Raw genomic sequence first — 14,666 nt, 5'->3', positions numbered from 1 at the left:
CCCGACTTCCTTCCCCCTGGGCCGCGCCCGGAGACGATCATGGCAGAGGTCACTATTTATACCCGCGAATATTGCGGTTACTGCGCACGCGCCAAGGCATTGCTGGAGACGAAAGGCGTTTCCTATACCGAGCATGACGCGACCTATTCGCAGGAATTGCGCCAGGAGATGATCGGCAAGGCGAACGGTCGTGCGACCTTCCCGCAGATCTTCATCGACGGCACGCATGTCGGCGGCTGCGACGATCTGCACGCACTCGACCGGTCCGGCAAGCTGGACCCGATGCTGGCGAACTGAGAGGTTTTTCCCATGGCTTTCAAGGCTGCTGCCATCCAGATGTGTTCCGGCGCCGATCCGGAAAAGAACGCCGCCGATATGGCGCGGCTGGTGCGTGAGGCCGCGGCTCACGGCGCGATCTATGTCCAGACGCCGGAGATGACCGGCTTCCTGCAGCGGGACCGCAAGGCGATGCGCGCCGTGCTGCGCGACGAGGCGGGCGATATCATCGTCTCGACCGCCCGCAGCCTCGCGAGCGAACTCGGCATCCACCTGCATATCGGCTCGACGGCGATCGCCGTCGATGGCGGCAAGATCGCCAACCGCGCCTTCCTGTTCGCGCCGGGGGGCCGGCAGATCTGCACCTATGACAAGATCCATATGTTCGATGTCGATCTGGACAATGGCGAGAGCTGGCGCGAAAGCTCGGCCTATGAGCCGGGCGACGAAGCCCGTGTCGCGGACCTGCCATTCGGCAAGCTTGGGTTCGCGATCTGCTACGATGTCCGTTTCCCGCAGCTTTTCCGCACGGAAGCCTTGGCCGGCGCCGAGATCCTGACCGTGCCGGCCGCCTTTACCCGCCAGACCGGCGAGGCCCATTGGGAAATCCTGCTGCGTGCCCGGGCGATCGAGAACGGCGCCTTCGTGATCGCTGCCGCCCAGGCCGGCGTGCATGAGGACGGCCGCGAAACCTTCGGCCATTCGATGATCGTCGATCCCTGGGGCAAGGTCCTGGCGGCAGCCGGCGGCACCGGTGAAGGCGTGGTGCTCGCCGATATCGACATCGCCGCCGTTTCGTCGGCGCGCGGCAAGATCCCGAACCTCAAGAACGCCCGTGAGTTCTCGCTCGATGCGGTTACGGACGCGGCGGGAGAGGTGGCCGCTTGATCAAGTATTCGCTCTCCTGCGACAACGCCCACACGTTCGAAGGCTGGTTTTCGGAAAGCGCCGACTTCGACCGGCAGGTGGCGAGCGGGTTCCTCACCTGTCCGGTCTGCAATTCCGCCTCGGTCTCCAAAACGCTGATGGCGCCCTCTGTTTCGACCGCCCGAAAGAAGGAAGAGAAGCAGGCGATGGTGATGGACCTGGCCCGCCAGGAAGCGATCGCCAAGCTCAAGGAAGCGGTTGCAGCGATCAAGGCCAATGCCGAGGACGTGGGTGAAAAATTCCCCGAGGAAGCCCGCAAGATCCATTACGGCGAGGCGGATGCCCGCGGCATCATCGGCCAGGCGAGCCTCGGCGAGGTGCGCGACCTTCTCGATGAAGGCATCGAGATCGCACCGCTGCCGGTCATCCCCGAAGACACGAACTGAACGGGCGGGACGGCCCGATCGGGCAGCGGGAGTGGAGCGGTTCGAACATCTCCACGACCATGGGCCGAGCGCAAAGGGTTTCCATTTCAAAGAACCCTGCGGGCCGGACGGTGAAAGAGTTGCCATCGACCGTGCCCGAGTGCGCCGGATCGCGACGCGCAATGCGCAGAAGCAGATGGATCGGCTCGCGCATGTGCTTTCGGTCGGAGTGTAGCCGAGCGGGAGAGGGCGGGGATGATCAGTCGTCGGGAAAGAGGATGCTTTTGTAGTCCTGTGCGCCGTGGAGAACCCTCAAGACGACTACCTCGGTATCCAGAACTTCGTAAAAAATGAGATAGCTGCCATGCGGCCGACGACGGATATGGGCCGAGCTACCATGAGGTACTTTGGAGAAAGCGAGTGGCATTTCCGCCAATTGAAGGCATTTGCTCTCCAATTCGGTGACGAAAGTATCTGCACGAGCAGGATTTGACGGAAAGATATGGTCGCCGATCCTGACGAGATCCTCGATGGCTTCCCGAGAAAGGGTGACTTCATCACTGCCCGCTTTTGGTGATGCCCAACCGTTTGCGGACTTCCGCAAATGCTTCGTCGATCGGCACCACCCGGCCGGCCCGAACATCGTCAAGACCCTTCTGCAGTTCCGCATCCAGCTGCTGGCGTGCGCGTTCGCGCTCCTGGCGCTGGCGCAAGACCGTCTCGATATATTCGCTCATTGAAGCAAACGATCCGCGCTCGACCTCGTCGCGCACGAAATCCTGGATGTCCGGCTCCAGCGTCACGGTGATTTTCACGGCCTCGCCCATTCGGTCTCTCCAGAAGCAAGTTCCAAAGCCTATCACGGAAATGGCAGGCGGCGGAAGTTGTCTTACGCCGGCCGTTTCGCCAGCATCATGTAGTTGACGTCCATGTCCGGCGACAGGTTCCAGCGGTCCTGGAGAGGATTGAAGAAGACGCCGGTGCGGTGGATGATGTCCATGCCGGCAGAGGAGATCGGCTTTTCCAGTTCTTCCGGGCGGACCAGCTTTTCGTATTGATGGGTGCCGCGGGGCAGCCAGCGCAGGATATTTTCCGCGGCGAAGATCGCCAGCGCGCCTGCCTTGAAGGTGCGGTTGATGGTGGCGACGAACATCAGGCCCCCGGGGCGGACCATGTTGGCGCAGGTGGTGATGAAGAAATTGACGTCGGAGACGTGCTCCACCACTTCCATGTTCAGCACCACATCGAAAGTCTCGCCGGCTTCGGCGAGCTGTTCGGCGGTGACGGCCCGGTAGTCGACCGAGGTTCCGGTTTCCGCCGCATGGGTGGAGGCGATGCCGATGTTCTTTTCCGACGGGTCGGCGCCGACGACGGTTGCGCCCATGCGGGCGACCGGTTCCGACAGCAGGCCGCCGCCGCAGCCGATATCGAGCACGCGCAGGCCCGACAGCGGCAGGTGGCCCTTTGGATCGCGGCCGAAATTCTCGGCAATGCGGTCGCGGAGATAGGCAAGGCGAACGGGGTTGAACTTGTGCAGCGGCTTGAACTTGCCGGTCGGGTCCCACCATTCCGCGGCCATCGCGGAAAACCGGTCGACCTCGCTCTGGTCGATCGTGGTGCGGGGATCGAGCGTGTTGCGGGCGGCTTCGGTCATGGTCCTGCTCCTTGTTCTATCGTTGAAGTCGGACGGCAGACGAGAGAAGTCAAGAGACCTTGCGCTTCGGGCGCCGCATTGCCGCAGCCTGGATGAACGTGCCGAGCAGCAAGCCGATATCGGGCTCATCCGCCCGCATGTCCCGGACGCTCTCCGTCGTCTGCCTGAAGATTTCATAATATTCCGGTTCCCGGTGAGCGATACAGATCGGAAGGTTGGCGCAGGCGTGGCCGCTCAAACCGATTTCCCGCTGGGCGCGGACCTTTCCCGCCTGGTGCGGAGACGCCATCATCGGCCCGCTGCAGACGCGCCTGCGCCGGCATGCGCGCAGGCGGCAAACCCTGTGCGTGATTAAGGCGAGCGTGGCGGCAAGACGACAGAGTTCCTCATGCTGCTCGGCGCGAAGTGCTTCATATTCGCTGAGGTCGGGCTGATCCATGATTTTCCTCCGCTGTTTCAGGACGCAATAAACCCTTGGCGATCGTGGTTATTTTCATTTCCGGGTGAAACCCGAGGTTCGGCCGGGACACGTCGTGTGCCTCGTATGAATTTAGTTAGGTGACACGCGACGTGCCCCGTTCGGTCATGTTTTTCCGCGCAACTCCGGTCCCTCTGCGGCGGTATGGAATTTAACTCCGTGGAAATGAGCACGGATGCCATACCGGGTTGTGTGCGACACACGCACGCCCCGCCTTGAGGCGAGAGGGAGACCATTTTCTGCGCAGCCCCTGATGGCCCACCTGCATGACAGCGGATCGCCAGGGCACCGGTCCCGCCTCGCCGGTCATGCGGGCCGGTGTAGCCGAAGCGGGACGTGGGGATTCTAGGCGCGGGACGGCGAGACGGGGATGAAAGGGGACGAGATTTCGTCTATGTCTCTGAAAAGCCGCAGGGCATGAAAGGCAGTCATCCCCGCTTGGAGGGCTGGATGGCGAGTCGGGAGGAGGGACAATGGCGATCACGGTCGAGCGATTGAAGGAGCTGCTCGCTTTCGAGGAGGTATCCCTGACGCTGTCGGACAGTTCCACCGAAATCCGCGACGGCTATATTCTCGAGAGACTGCAGTTTCGCCTGGGCGACGGCACGGACGTGCGCGGTTTCCTGACCCGGCCGAGCGAGGGGTTCTTGACCGCCGGACCGGCGATCCTGCATGCCCATGCGCATGGCGCCCGCTGGGATATCGGCGCATCGGAACTGATCGACGGCCGGCCGGCCCTGCTCGATGCGCCGGGGCCGGCGCTGGCACGCGAGGGGTATGTGGTGCTGTGCATCGACATGCCGACATTCGGCGAGCGCGCCGGGCAGACCGAGGATGCGGCGACCAAGGCGGCACTCTGGCACGGGAAAACGCTGTTCGGGCAGATGCTGTCCGAGCAGGCCGCGGCGCTCACCTGGCTTGCAGGGCGGCCGGAGGTAGATGCGCAGAGGATCGGCGTCGCCGGCCTGTCGATGGGGGCGACGCTCGCCTATTTCCTCGCGGCGCTCGATCCGAGGGTGAAGGCCGCGGCGCATCTGTGTTGCTACGCCGATTTCGCGACGCTGGTCGAGGCCGGCGCGCATGACCTGCACGGGCATTACCTGACCGTGCCGGGGCTGCTCAAGGAGACCTCGACCGGCGAGATCGCCGGACTAGCAGCGCCGCGGCCGCAGCTGATCTGCATCGGCTGGGACGACCCGTTGACGCCGCCTGACGCGGTGGAACGCGCCTTTGCCGAAACGGAGGCCGCCTACCTTAAGGCCGAAGCGCTCGGCGCGCTGGTTTTCCTGCCGGAGGCAGGCGTCGGCCATCGCGAGACCGAGGCGATGCGGCGGGCGATGCTGGCCTTCTTCAAGGGTTATCTCTGAGGATATCGGTCAGACGAGCGGTGCCGTTCGGCCCGGGCTTTCGCACCGGTCCTGCCGCTCTACCGCGTGCCGTTCAGATGCACGCATCTCTTGCCGATCTGCTCCTTGCGCTGCGATTTGGTATATCGCGCGATCATGCCGGCGGGGCAGCTCTTGTCGTCGAACAGGACGGACTCGCCGGCCGCCATCGTCGCCGGCGTCGGCTTGGTCTTGACCATCCTGGTCTGGGCATTGGCCGGGGATAACGCGACCGGTCCCGCGAAGACCACGGCCAACAATAGGATCAGGGATATACGGAACATCGGAACCTCTCCTCCCGCTGCGGTTGGTGAGGGATTGTACCGTTCGCGCAATCGGCCGACCATTCGATCTTCCGGTTGAGGCGGGCTCGATCGGACGAGGGGTGGGATTAGCTCCCTTTCACCCTCAATCCATTGCGGTCGAACAGGTGCAGCGGGGCTCCGGCGACGGAGAAGTGGGCCTCGTCTCCCGGAGAAAGCTGCTTCTGGCCGGGAACGACGGCGAGGAGTTTCTCGCCCTTCAGATCCGCATGGATGACCGTTTCGGAGCCGAGCGCCTCGACCAGCCGCACCTTGACCGTGAGGCTTCCCGGATCATTCGCGAGCGTGATGTGCTGCGGGCGGATGCCGATCGTCAGCTTGTCGCCGACAGACAGGGAATGGCCCGAGAACGGCACGAGAAGGCGGTGGCCTCCCGTGGTGGTAAGCGTCGCTGTGCCGGTTTCCAGCCCGGCGACTTCGCCGGCCAGAAAGTTCATGTGCGGTGCGCCGATAAAGCCGGCGACGAAGCGGTTGGCGGGCGTGTTGTAGAGGTCGAGCGGGGTGCCGACCTGTTCGATCTTGCCGGCCCGCATGACGACGATCCGGTGGGCAAGCGTCATCGCCTCCACCTGGTCGTGGGTGACGTAGATCATCGTCGAGCCGAGGCGCGCGTGGAGCGCCGCGAGTTCGGCGCGGGTCGAGACGCGCAGCTCGGCGTCGAGGTTCGACAGCGGCTCGTCGAGCAGGAAGGCGGTCGGGCGGCGCACGATGGCGCGGCCGATCGCGACGCGCTGGCGCTGGCCCCCGGAAAGCTGGCCGGGCCGGCGCTCGAGATAGGGCTCGATCTCCAGCATGCGGGCGGCTTCGTTGATTCGATCGGCCACCTCGGTCTTGGGCATATTGGAATTTTCAAGCCCGAAGGCGAGGTTTTGACGCACGCTCATATGCGGGTAGAGCGCATAGGACTGGAAGACCATGGCCAGGCCGCGGTCGGCGGCCGAAACCTCGTTGACGCGCTTGCCGTCGATCTCGATCTCGCCGCTCGAGACCTTTTCAAGGCCGGCGATGGTGCGCAGCAAGGTCGATTTTCCGCAGCCGGACGGGCCGACGAAAACGATGAACTCGCCGTCCTTGATATCGAGGTCGATGTCCTTCAGGACGTCGACTGCGCCGAAGGATTTCTTGATTTTGGTGAGTGTGATCTCGCCCATCGGGGATCCTTACTTCAGGCCGGTGCCGGCAATGCCGGTGGTGATGAAACGCTGCAGGAAGATGAAGACAAGCACGACCGGGATCATGGTGACGACGGTCATCGCCAGGATGAAGTGCCACTGGACGTTCAGTTCGCCGGAATAGATGCTGAGGCCCACCTGCAGGGTGTAGAGCTCGCGCCGTGACAGGACGATCAGCGGCCACAGGAAGTCGTTCCAGCGCCAGACGACCGAGAAGATCGCCAGTACGGCGAGCGCCGGTGCCGTCAGCGGCAGGACGATGCGCCAGTAGATCTGCCATTCGGACGCCTTGTCCATGCGCGCAGCATCGATCAGCTCGTCGGGAATGGTAAGCATGTACTGACGCAGGATGAAGACGCCGGTCGGGGTCGCCACCGTCGGCAGGATGACACCCCAGAGGCTGTTGAACAGCCCGAGCGACGAGATGATCGAATAGAGCGGCACCATGATCACCGACAGCGGCACCATCAGCGTTGCAAGGATGATCAGCATGGCGAGCGAGCGGCCCTTGAACTCGTATTTGGACAGCGCGAAGGCCGCCATGGAGTTGACGATCAGGGTGATCAGCGTTGCCGTTACCGTCACGAAGACCGAGTTCCACAGGTAGCGCAGGAAATCGAACTGGGTGAAGGGCGTCGTGTAGTTTTCCGTCGCGAACGAGACCGAGCGGACCGGGGTGCGGTCGTTGATGTTGATGCGGACGATTTCGCCGGGCGTCTTCGGATCGACCATCTGGGCGACGAGGCCGATGCGGCGCACCTCGGCCAGCACCTTGGTCGAACCGTCCGGCATCTTGGCCTCGAAGAGCTGCAGCGGCTTGTCGTAGCCCTGCACGGTCGCCTGGCTGGTGACATAGGGCAGGATCGACGGCGGGAATTCGGCAAGGGCGGCCGGCGTCTTGAAGGACGAGAAGGCAAGCCAGACGGCCGGGCCGAACATGATGATCAGGCCGCCGATGAGCCAGACCCAGGTGACGATATCCGTCCAGTGCCAGCTTTTGCCGCCGCGGCGGCGCAGAATGAAGCGGGAGGCGACACCCATTAGCGTTTCCCCTTCTTTTCGCTACGCTGGCCGATGCCGAGCTGGACCAGAGTAAGCACCACGAGCACGAGGCCCATCAGGATCGAGGCGGCAGCGGCGAGGCCCGGATTGCGGAGCGCCGAGGCAAAGCCGGTCTCGTAGATATACTGGGTCAGATAGAGCGTGCTGGTGCCCGGACCGCCGCCGGTCAGCACGTAGACCTCGTCGAAAATCTGCACGGCCTTGATCAGCGCGAGGACGACGACGACCAGAAGGTTCGGCGTGAGAAGCGGCAGCGTGATGCGCCGGAAGACGCGCGCCGGCTTGGTGCCGTCCATTTCGGCGGCTTCATAGAGATCCTTCGGGATCGCCTGCAGGCCGGCGAGCAGGATCAGCGTGTAGAGGCCCATATGCGCCCAGATCGATACGCCGATCGTGGCGATGAAGGTCCAGTTACGGTCGGTGAGCCAGGTATAGGGCTCGATGCCGAACTGGTAGAGGCCGAAATTCAGGAGGCCCTGGCGCTGCAGGATCCATTTCCAGATCAGGCCGACGACGACCGGCGACAGCAGGACCGGGAAGAAGAACACGGCGCGCCAGAAGGAACGGGCGGCGAGATCGCGGTTTAGGATCAGTGCCGTGATCAGCGACACGAGGATCATCAGCGCCACCTGCAGGACGACGAACCAGAACGTGTTACCGACGGCGGTCCAGAAGGCATCCTCCTGGCAGGACATCGGGTCGAGATAATTCGCGCAGGTGAATAGGCGCTGATACTGATCGGCGCCGACGAAATTGCGCTCGGAAAGGAAAAAGGCGGTGCCGCCGGTCATCGAGTAGACGAAGTTGATGACGAGGGGCAGCAGCACGAAAATGCCGAAGATCAGCATGTTCGGGGCAAGGAATACGGTCGCCATGCCGCCGATGCCCGCCGCTTTCTGGACGGCGCGAAGCGGTATGTCGATGATGCGCATCAGGAGATGCACAGGCGCCATGAGGAGGCTGCCGAGGCGGTCGCTGAGAGACGTCGTGCTCATGTTGGTATTCCATCCCTCCCTTGTCTTCTTATCCGGATGGCGGGGGCTTGCCCCTCATCCGCCTGACGGCACCTTCTCCCCGCAGGCGGGGAGAAGGAATAGGCCGCGCCGTCGCCGTTCCCCTCGCCCCGCTTGCGGGGAGAGGGTGCGCCGAGCGGAGCGGAGGCGGGGTGAGGGGCTCACCCCAATGCTGGCCATCAAAGGCCGCTGTCCTTGACCTTCTGGGCGATATCGGCGTCGATGCGCGTGAACGCGTCTTCAAGCTTCAGTTCGCCGGCAAGGGTCTGACCGACGCGGGTGACGATCGCGGCATAGACCGTGTCGGACCAGCGCCAGCCGGGAAGCTTCAGAGCGGTGTCGGAGGTGGTCTTGGATGCCTCGACATATTTGGTCAGTGCAGCCTTGGCGAAGGCGTTGTCGGTCTTGAAGTCGAGACCGCCCTTGTCGACGACGCCCTTGTGGCCGGGCAGGAAGAGGGTGCGCTCGGAGAATTCCTTGACGATCTTCTCCTGGGCGAACCAGTCCATCACGGCTGCGACGTCCTTCGGGTTCTTGGTGTATTTCACCGCGACCAGTGCCGCGCCGCCGGGCATGCCGGTGCAGGCTGCCGGACCGCAGGGGCTGCCGGTCGCGACCCAGTCAAAGCTGTTGCCGATCTTGGTGGTGAGGTTCGCCACCTGCCAGGAACCGGAATAATAGAAGGCGAGCTGGCCGTTGATGAAATCCTCGGCCGCGGCGCGGTAGGTCGAGCCGGCTGCCGAGACCCAGACGTCCTTGGCGAAGGAGCCTTCGCCGACCCAACCGACGAACTTGGTCAGGAAGTCCTTGGCGCCCTTGTCGAGCGGAGCGGGCTTGCCGTCCTTTCCGACATAGTTGGCGCCGTAGGACAGGAGCGGAGCGGTCAGGCGGTGGCCGGAACGGTCGATCGCCATGGCGAACGGAAGCTTCTGGCTATCCTTGACCTTCTTGGAAGCGGCTGCCCATTCTTCCCAGGTGGCCTTCGGGCCCGGCAGCGGTACGCCGGCCTGGTCGAACAGGGTCTTGTTTGCATAACCGCCGGTCAGCGTGATCTGCGTCATGAAGCCGGAGATCTGCTTGGAGCCGTCCGGGCGCATCCAGTCGGCCTGGGCGCCGAAATTATCGTCCCAGTATTTGGCGTCCTTGACCAGTGGACGCAGGTCGAGCCAATGCTTGGAAAGGTCCTTGATCGCCGTGACGCGGGCGATATCGGGGCCGTTGCCGGCTTCGAGCTGGACGGGCAGCTGATCCTTGATGACGCTGTAGGCAACGTTGTCGAGAATGACGTTGATGCCGGGGTTTTCCTTCATGAAACGGCCGACGAGGTCCTTCATGACGTCGCCTTCGACGCCGTCCGAATACCACATGATCCGCACGTCGCCGGCATGTGCCGCCGTCGACATGAGAAGGGCGAGTGCTGCGCCCGCCAAAAGCGATTTGGTTTTCATGATCATTTCCTCCTCTGAATGGACGGGCCTCCACCCGTCCGGTTTTTAGATTACGAAGCGCTCAGCATGGTTGCTTCGCCTTTTACTGTATAATCCGCCCGCGCGATGACGCGGCCTTCGGCCTCCACGGAGCCGTCCTTCCTGAAGCGGACGGTACCATATTCCGGGTCCTCGACAACGACGGTGCCGTCGGATTCCTGTCTCGGGGCGAGCCCGGCGAAACGGTACTCGACGGCCGTGAGATTGTCGGATTCGCAGACGCGGACGATCCAGCGGGTCTTCTGGCCGTACTGGCGCAGTTCAGCCCCTGCAGACGGTCCCTCGGTCACGGCCTGCAGCTTCGAGGGGCTGAGCAGCATGACGGCGCCCTTGCCTGAGCGGGCAAGCGCCACGCCGCCGGAAACGCTGGTTTCGTCGAACTCGGCCTTGGGGAACCAGGCATGGGTGAAATCCGGCTGTTCCTCGTAGGTGGTGAATTCGAGGACGGCGAGGCCGCGATATTGCTGGGCGCGCGGGATGGTGCCGCAGCCGCCCCAATAGGACGGGCGGCCGTAACCGAACTGGATGGTCTCGCCCGGATGGTTGATCCAGATGGCGGCTTCGGGCTTGTCGCCGAGACGCAGGTGCAGGATGGTTTCCTGGTAACCCCATTCGTCCCAGCGGTAATGAACCGCTGAGCCCATGGCGAAATGCTCGCCCTTGTAATGATAAAGCGCCGCGAAGGAATTTTCGCCCTGGGCGAAACGCCATTCCTGATGCTGGCTGCCGCGGTGATCGGCAATCGCTGCGAACTCGGCCGGGATTTCAAGGCCGTGGTCGCGCAGGCACACCGCCATCTGCGGCAGGCAATGGACGCGGCGGCCGTACCAGCCCTTGCCCCAGAGCAGGCGGGCGACGCCCGACAGTTCCAGCGAGCGGCCGGCGCAGAGCGTGTGCTCGTAGGAGCGGCCCTGTGCTGCCGTCACCATGCCGTGATGGGCGGAGCGGGCGATGATTTCGCAGAGGCGGACGATGCCGGCCTTGGCGCGATCGGCGATATCCTTATCCGGGGAGAGCGCGGCAAGCGCCGTCAGGCCCTTGAGGTCGATCGGGAAATAGGGCGCCGAGTTGAACTCGGCCATTTCCCAGTGTTCGAAATGGTCGAGCCAGGCGCGGACGCGGGCGGCACCGACCTTCGCCTGCTCCGAACCTTTACGGCCGGAACGGACGAAGGTGGCGTCTGGGAGGAGGCTGCCGGCGAGATAGGCGGAGGTGTGGAAGAGCAGGGCGTGGTTTTCGGAAAAATACCACTGCACGTCATTGCCCGGCTCATCCATCCAGTAGCGATAGTTGAGGATGGCGCCGTCGATGCGGTTCCTGGTCTTTTCGTTGATGTCCTTGCCCCAGACGGTGCGCGACCAGATGAGCGGCACCAGCGAGAAGTCGGCGCAGTCGTGGCAGTCTTCGATCGAGGGCAGGATTTCCTCGATCATCGCATCCGTATCGGGACCGGAACGGCCGCTTGCGAGGCGGGCGAAGGCACGCACGGTATCGCGCTCGGAATTTTCCGAAATCTGGGTCAGGGTCTCGGCGATACGATCGCTCAGGGATGCAGGAGCCTGGCCCTGGCTTTCGGCATGGCAGATCTCGACGCCGAGCGAACGGGAGACGACGAAGCCGCCGGCATTGAGGGTGATGCGGAAGTGGCGGAAATCGGCGGGCGCCTTTTCCGACGGGCCGATATTGAGGCTGGTGGCGCCGGCGGCCAGGGTGAAGTCGTAATCGAAGCGCTCGCGCGACATGAAGTCGCCCTCGACCGCGACATTGACCTTCACCTCGACCGGCAGGGGCGCGGAGAGAGCCAAGGTGATATCGCCGCCGAAATAATGCTGGCGGTCGAAATACATGGTGTCGAGCGCCTTTTCGAGGCTCGCGGCGACGGCGCTTGTGACCGGGACCGGCAGGGCGACGCTGGCAGCCGGGCCGGAGAGATAGTCGAACTGGTAGAAATAGCGGGCGTCGCGCTCGGCGAGGTCGTCGAAGAACAGGGTGATCTCGTTGAGGCCGGCGACCAGCGGCAGTTCGAATTCCTGCTTGGCTTCGAGATTGCGGCTATAGGGCGCCATCCAGCCGGCTTCCGTGCCGTTGACCCAGATGACCGCGCCGCCGCAGGTGCCGAGGCGGATCTTCGCGGTGCCGGCGGTTTCAGCCTCGATATAGGTGCGGGTCCAGGTGGCGAGCCGGGTCGGGCGGAACCAGAAGCCGGAGAGATCGAGCCGCGGCGAACCGAAAGGCAGCCACCAGCGGGTGGCATCGAAGGAGCCGCGGACGTCCGGGCGCTTGCCGCGGTAGGTCTCGGCGAAGATGGTGCGGCACGGATATTCGTGCGGGATGAAGTTCTTGACCTTGGTCAGGAAGAAGAACGGGTCCATCTCGCCCTTCATCGGGGCATCCGGCACGTCGAAACGCTCCTGCGCAATGGCGCCGAGCTGCCAGTACCGGACGGCTTCGCCCGGCTTCAACGTCTTTCGCATCCAGTTTGCTTCGGGATTCATGGTCGTCTTCACTTCAGTTCGCTGAGGGCCACGGGGGCCACGTCGTTATATTCCTGGTTCTCGCCGGTCATGCCCCAGACGAAGGCGTATTGCGCGGTCCCGGCACCCATGTGGATCGACCAGGCGGGAGACAGTACCGCATCGAGGTTCTTGACCACGAGATGGCGCGTTTCTTCCGGGCGGCCCATCAGGTGGATGACGCGCTCTTCTTCGGGCAGGTCGAAATAGCAGTATGCTTCCATGCGCCGCTCGTGCAGGTGCGGCGGCATGGTGTTCCAGATGCTGCCGTCGGCCAGATCGGTAATGCCGAGCAGAAGCAGGCAGGACGGCGTGACTTCCGGATGGATGTACATCCTGAGGTTCCGCAGGTTGGCGCGCTTGGCATCGCCGAAGGTCAGCATCTTGGATTCCGACCGCTTGATGAGGCGGTGGGGGATGTCGGCGCCCGCCGGAACCGAGTTCATGTAGAACCGGGCCGGCTTGTCCGCCGAGGCGCTGGCGACCGAGATTTCCCGGGCGCCGCGGCCGATATAAAGCACGTCGCGGTTTTCGAGCGTGAAACTCTTGCCATCGACCGAGACGACGCCGGTGCCGCCGAGATTGGCGATGCCCATTTCGCGGGCCGAGAGCAGGAAGGGCGTGCCGATGTCCTCGCCCGAACCGAAGGTCAGCGTGGACGATACCGGAACCGCGCCGCCGACGATCAGACGGTCGACATGGGTATAGGTGAAGGAGACCTTATCGGCCTGGAACAGGTCTTCCATCAGGAATTCGGCACGCAGGCGCGCGGTGTCGTAAGCCTTGATGTCGTTGGGGCCGGCCCCGTAGAGAACCTTCATCGTCATGCTGTCTCGCTTCCCGGTTCCACATGCCGGATGGCTTCGGAAAGGCAGAGGATCGAAAGCGCCTGCCCGTAGCCGGTCGGCTGGATGGGGATGTCCCTGTAGAATTGCAGATCATGGCCCATGCGCGTTCCATAGGAAACGTTGAGCACGGTGCCGGTTTCGTCGATATTGGCGAGCACCGCTTCAACGGCCTTGAGGCCGGCGGTGCGCCATTCATGGGTGCCGAGGCCGAGGCGATAGCCCTTGAGCAGGCCGTAACCGAAGCCGGCCGTCGCCGAGATTTCCTCGTAGGACGACGGATCGTCGAGCAGGGTGCGCCAGGCGCCGGAAGCGGCCTGCAGCGGCAGCAGCGCGTTGACCTGCGCCGTCAGCACGCCGAGCAGGAAGTCCTTTACCGGCTTCGAAACCTCGGCGAGGTCGAATAGATCGAGCATGCCGGCGGTGATCCAGGCATTGCCGCGCGCCCAGCGGGCTTCCGCGAAATTATGCCGGCCCTGGAAGGTCCAGCCATGGAACCACAGGCCGGTCTTCCTGTCGGCGAGATAGCGGGTATGGACGAGGAACTGTTTCGACGCCTCGTCGACCAGCTCGCGGCGGCCGCTTGCTTCACCGTAGGACGCGAGGAAGAGGGCGACCATGTAAAGCGTGTCGTCCCAGAGTTCGTCGTCATTCACCTTGTCGGAGACGTGATGCTCGAAGGCGCCTTCCTCGGTGCGGCCCATCTGGCTCATGACCCGGTCGGCCCAGGCGTCGAGCACTGGCTGCCAGCGCGGGTCGCGGGTTTCGCGCCAGAGAACGGACAAGGCCAGCATGGGGGCGGTGGTATTGACGTTGAGCGACGGGAGGCCGGCTTCGATGCGGGACGCGTACCAGTTCTCGATGAGCGCCTTCAAATCTTCGCGACCGGTGAACAGCCAAAGCCGGATCAGGCCGTAGAGGCCGACGCCCTGCGGCCATTCCCAGCTGTCGAAAGAGATATAGTCGCCGGCGGTTCCGTCGAGATTGGGTTCGTGGAAACGACCGTCGTCGCGAAGCCCGGTTATGCCGGCCACGAGGCGGTCGAGTTTTTCACGGATGTCCCGGGCTGAAAGGCCCATGTCTCAATTCCTCCCTTTGCTGCGGCACCTTGCTGCGCAGCATTTCGATCCGCTTCTCCCGAGCGATGATCCTATGAAAACATCTGA

General features: G+C 63.6%; 16 protein-coding genes. 4 read left to right on the top strand and 12 right to left on the bottom strand.

The features are described 5' to 3' along the window. Positions 1–39: 39 nt before the first annotated feature. From grxC to ACSQ8R_RS17085, 3 genes are read left to right on the top strand one after another with little or no spacing between them, the layout of a single operon-like run. Positions 40–297, top strand: a complete 258-nt coding sequence (gene grxC, locus ACSQ8R_RS17095) for a glutaredoxin 3 (RefSeq protein ID WP_436254481.1) — start codon at positions 40–42, stop codon at positions 295–297. A gap of 12 nt (positions 298–309) precedes the next feature. Then, positions 310–1,164, top strand: coding sequence for a carbon-nitrogen hydrolase family protein (locus tag ACSQ8R_RS17090; protein WP_436254480.1), 855 nt, complete (start codon positions 310–312; stop codon positions 1,162–1,164). Then, positions 1,161–1,589 carry a DUF1178 family protein gene (locus ACSQ8R_RS17085; protein ID WP_436254479.1) on the top strand — a complete coding sequence of 143 codons (429 nt, stop codon included), beginning with the start codon at positions 1,161–1,163 and terminating at the stop codon, positions 1,587–1,589. The genes ACSQ8R_RS17090 and ACSQ8R_RS17085 overlap by 4 nt, the downstream gene beginning before the upstream one ends. 238 nt (positions 1,590–1,827) lie before the next feature. On the opposite strand, the gene ACSQ8R_RS17080 is transcribed toward ACSQ8R_RS17085, so the two are convergent. The 4 genes from ACSQ8R_RS17080 to ACSQ8R_RS17065 form a co-directional block, all read right to left on the bottom strand. Further along, entirely contained in the window at positions 1,828–2,172 is a 345-nt protein-coding gene (locus tag ACSQ8R_RS17080) for a type II toxin-antitoxin system RelE/ParE family toxin (RefSeq protein ID WP_436254478.1), read from the bottom strand. Continuing rightward, a complete protein-coding gene (locus ACSQ8R_RS17075) occupies positions 2,126–2,395 on the bottom strand; it encodes a type II toxin-antitoxin system ParD family antitoxin (RefSeq protein ID WP_436254477.1) in 270 nt (89 codons plus the stop codon). Before ACSQ8R_RS17075 ends, ACSQ8R_RS17080 begins: the two co-directional genes overlap by 47 nt. A gap of 62 nt (positions 2,396–2,457) precedes the next feature. Beyond that, positions 2,458–3,222, bottom strand: coding sequence for a bifunctional 2-polyprenyl-6-hydroxyphenol methylase/3-demethylubiquinol 3-O-methyltransferase UbiG (gene ubiG, locus ACSQ8R_RS17070; protein ID WP_436254476.1), 765 nt, complete (start codon positions 3,220–3,222; stop codon positions 2,458–2,460). A gap of 49 nt (positions 3,223–3,271) precedes the next feature. Continuing rightward, positions 3,272–3,661 carry a hypothetical protein gene (locus ACSQ8R_RS17065; protein ID WP_436254474.1) on the bottom strand — a complete coding sequence of 130 codons (390 nt, stop codon included), beginning with the start codon at positions 3,659–3,661 and terminating at the stop codon, positions 3,272–3,274. Positions 3,662–4,173: 512 nt separating this feature from the next. Between ACSQ8R_RS17065 and ACSQ8R_RS17060 the strand changes: the two genes are divergently transcribed. After that, the gene (locus ACSQ8R_RS17060; RefSeq protein WP_436254473.1) at positions 4,174–5,067 is read left to right on the top strand and encodes an alpha/beta hydrolase family protein; all 894 of its coding nucleotides are present in this window, start codon (positions 4,174–4,176) and stop codon (positions 5,065–5,067) included. Positions 5,068–5,126: 59 nt separating this feature from the next. On the opposite strand, the gene ACSQ8R_RS17055 is transcribed toward ACSQ8R_RS17060, so the two are convergent. The 8 genes from ACSQ8R_RS17055 to bglB all read right to left on the bottom strand — a co-directional run bounded on the left by ACSQ8R_RS17055 (position 5,127) and on the right by bglB (position 14,579). Continuing rightward, a complete protein-coding gene (locus ACSQ8R_RS17055; protein WP_436254472.1) occupies positions 5,127–5,369 on the bottom strand; it encodes a DUF6719 family protein in 243 nt (80 codons plus the stop codon). Positions 5,370–5,476: 107 nt separating this feature from the next. Then, positions 5,477–6,559 carry an ABC transporter ATP-binding protein gene (locus ACSQ8R_RS17050; RefSeq protein WP_436254471.1) on the bottom strand — a complete coding sequence of 361 codons (1,083 nt, stop codon included), beginning with the start codon at positions 6,557–6,559 and terminating at the stop codon, positions 5,477–5,479. Between the two features lie 9 nt (positions 6,560–6,568). Beyond that, on the bottom strand, positions 6,569–7,621 hold the full coding sequence (locus ACSQ8R_RS17045) for a carbohydrate ABC transporter permease (protein WP_436254470.1): 1,053 nt from the start codon (positions 7,619–7,621) through the stop codon (positions 6,569–6,571). Next, positions 7,621–8,637, bottom strand: coding sequence for a carbohydrate ABC transporter permease (locus tag ACSQ8R_RS17040; protein ID WP_436254469.1), 1,017 nt, complete (start codon positions 8,635–8,637; stop codon positions 7,621–7,623). The genes ACSQ8R_RS17045 and ACSQ8R_RS17040 overlap by 1 nt, the downstream gene beginning before the upstream one ends. Before the next feature lie 197 nt (positions 8,638–8,834). Next, complete coding sequence (locus tag ACSQ8R_RS17035; protein ID WP_436255504.1) at positions 8,835–10,106, bottom strand: ABC transporter substrate-binding protein; 1,272 nt, start codon at positions 10,104–10,106, stop codon at positions 8,835–8,837. A 47-nt stretch (positions 10,107–10,153) separates the two neighbouring features. Then, a complete protein-coding gene (locus ACSQ8R_RS17030) occupies positions 10,154–12,637 on the bottom strand; it encodes a hypothetical protein (protein WP_436254468.1) in 2,484 nt (827 codons plus the stop codon). Positions 12,638–12,645: 8 nt separating this feature from the next. Then, positions 12,646–13,482 carry a 5-dehydro-4-deoxy-D-glucuronate isomerase gene (kduI, locus tag ACSQ8R_RS17025; protein ID WP_436254467.1) on the bottom strand — a complete coding sequence of 279 codons (837 nt, stop codon included), beginning with the start codon at positions 13,480–13,482 and terminating at the stop codon, positions 12,646–12,648. Next, positions 13,479–14,579, bottom strand: a complete 1,101-nt coding sequence (bglB, locus tag ACSQ8R_RS17020; RefSeq protein WP_436254466.1) for a beta-galactosidase BglB — start codon at positions 14,577–14,579, stop codon at positions 13,479–13,481. The genes kduI and bglB overlap by 4 nt, the downstream gene beginning before the upstream one ends. Between the last annotated feature and the right edge of the window lie 87 nt (positions 14,580–14,666).

The sequence above is a fragment of the Neorhizobium sp. LjRoot104 genome (assembly GCF_964253725.1).
GTDB lineage: Bacteria > Pseudomonadota > Alphaproteobacteria > Rhizobiales > Rhizobiaceae > Neorhizobium.
This window is presented reverse-complemented; position numbering and strand designations above follow the sequence as displayed.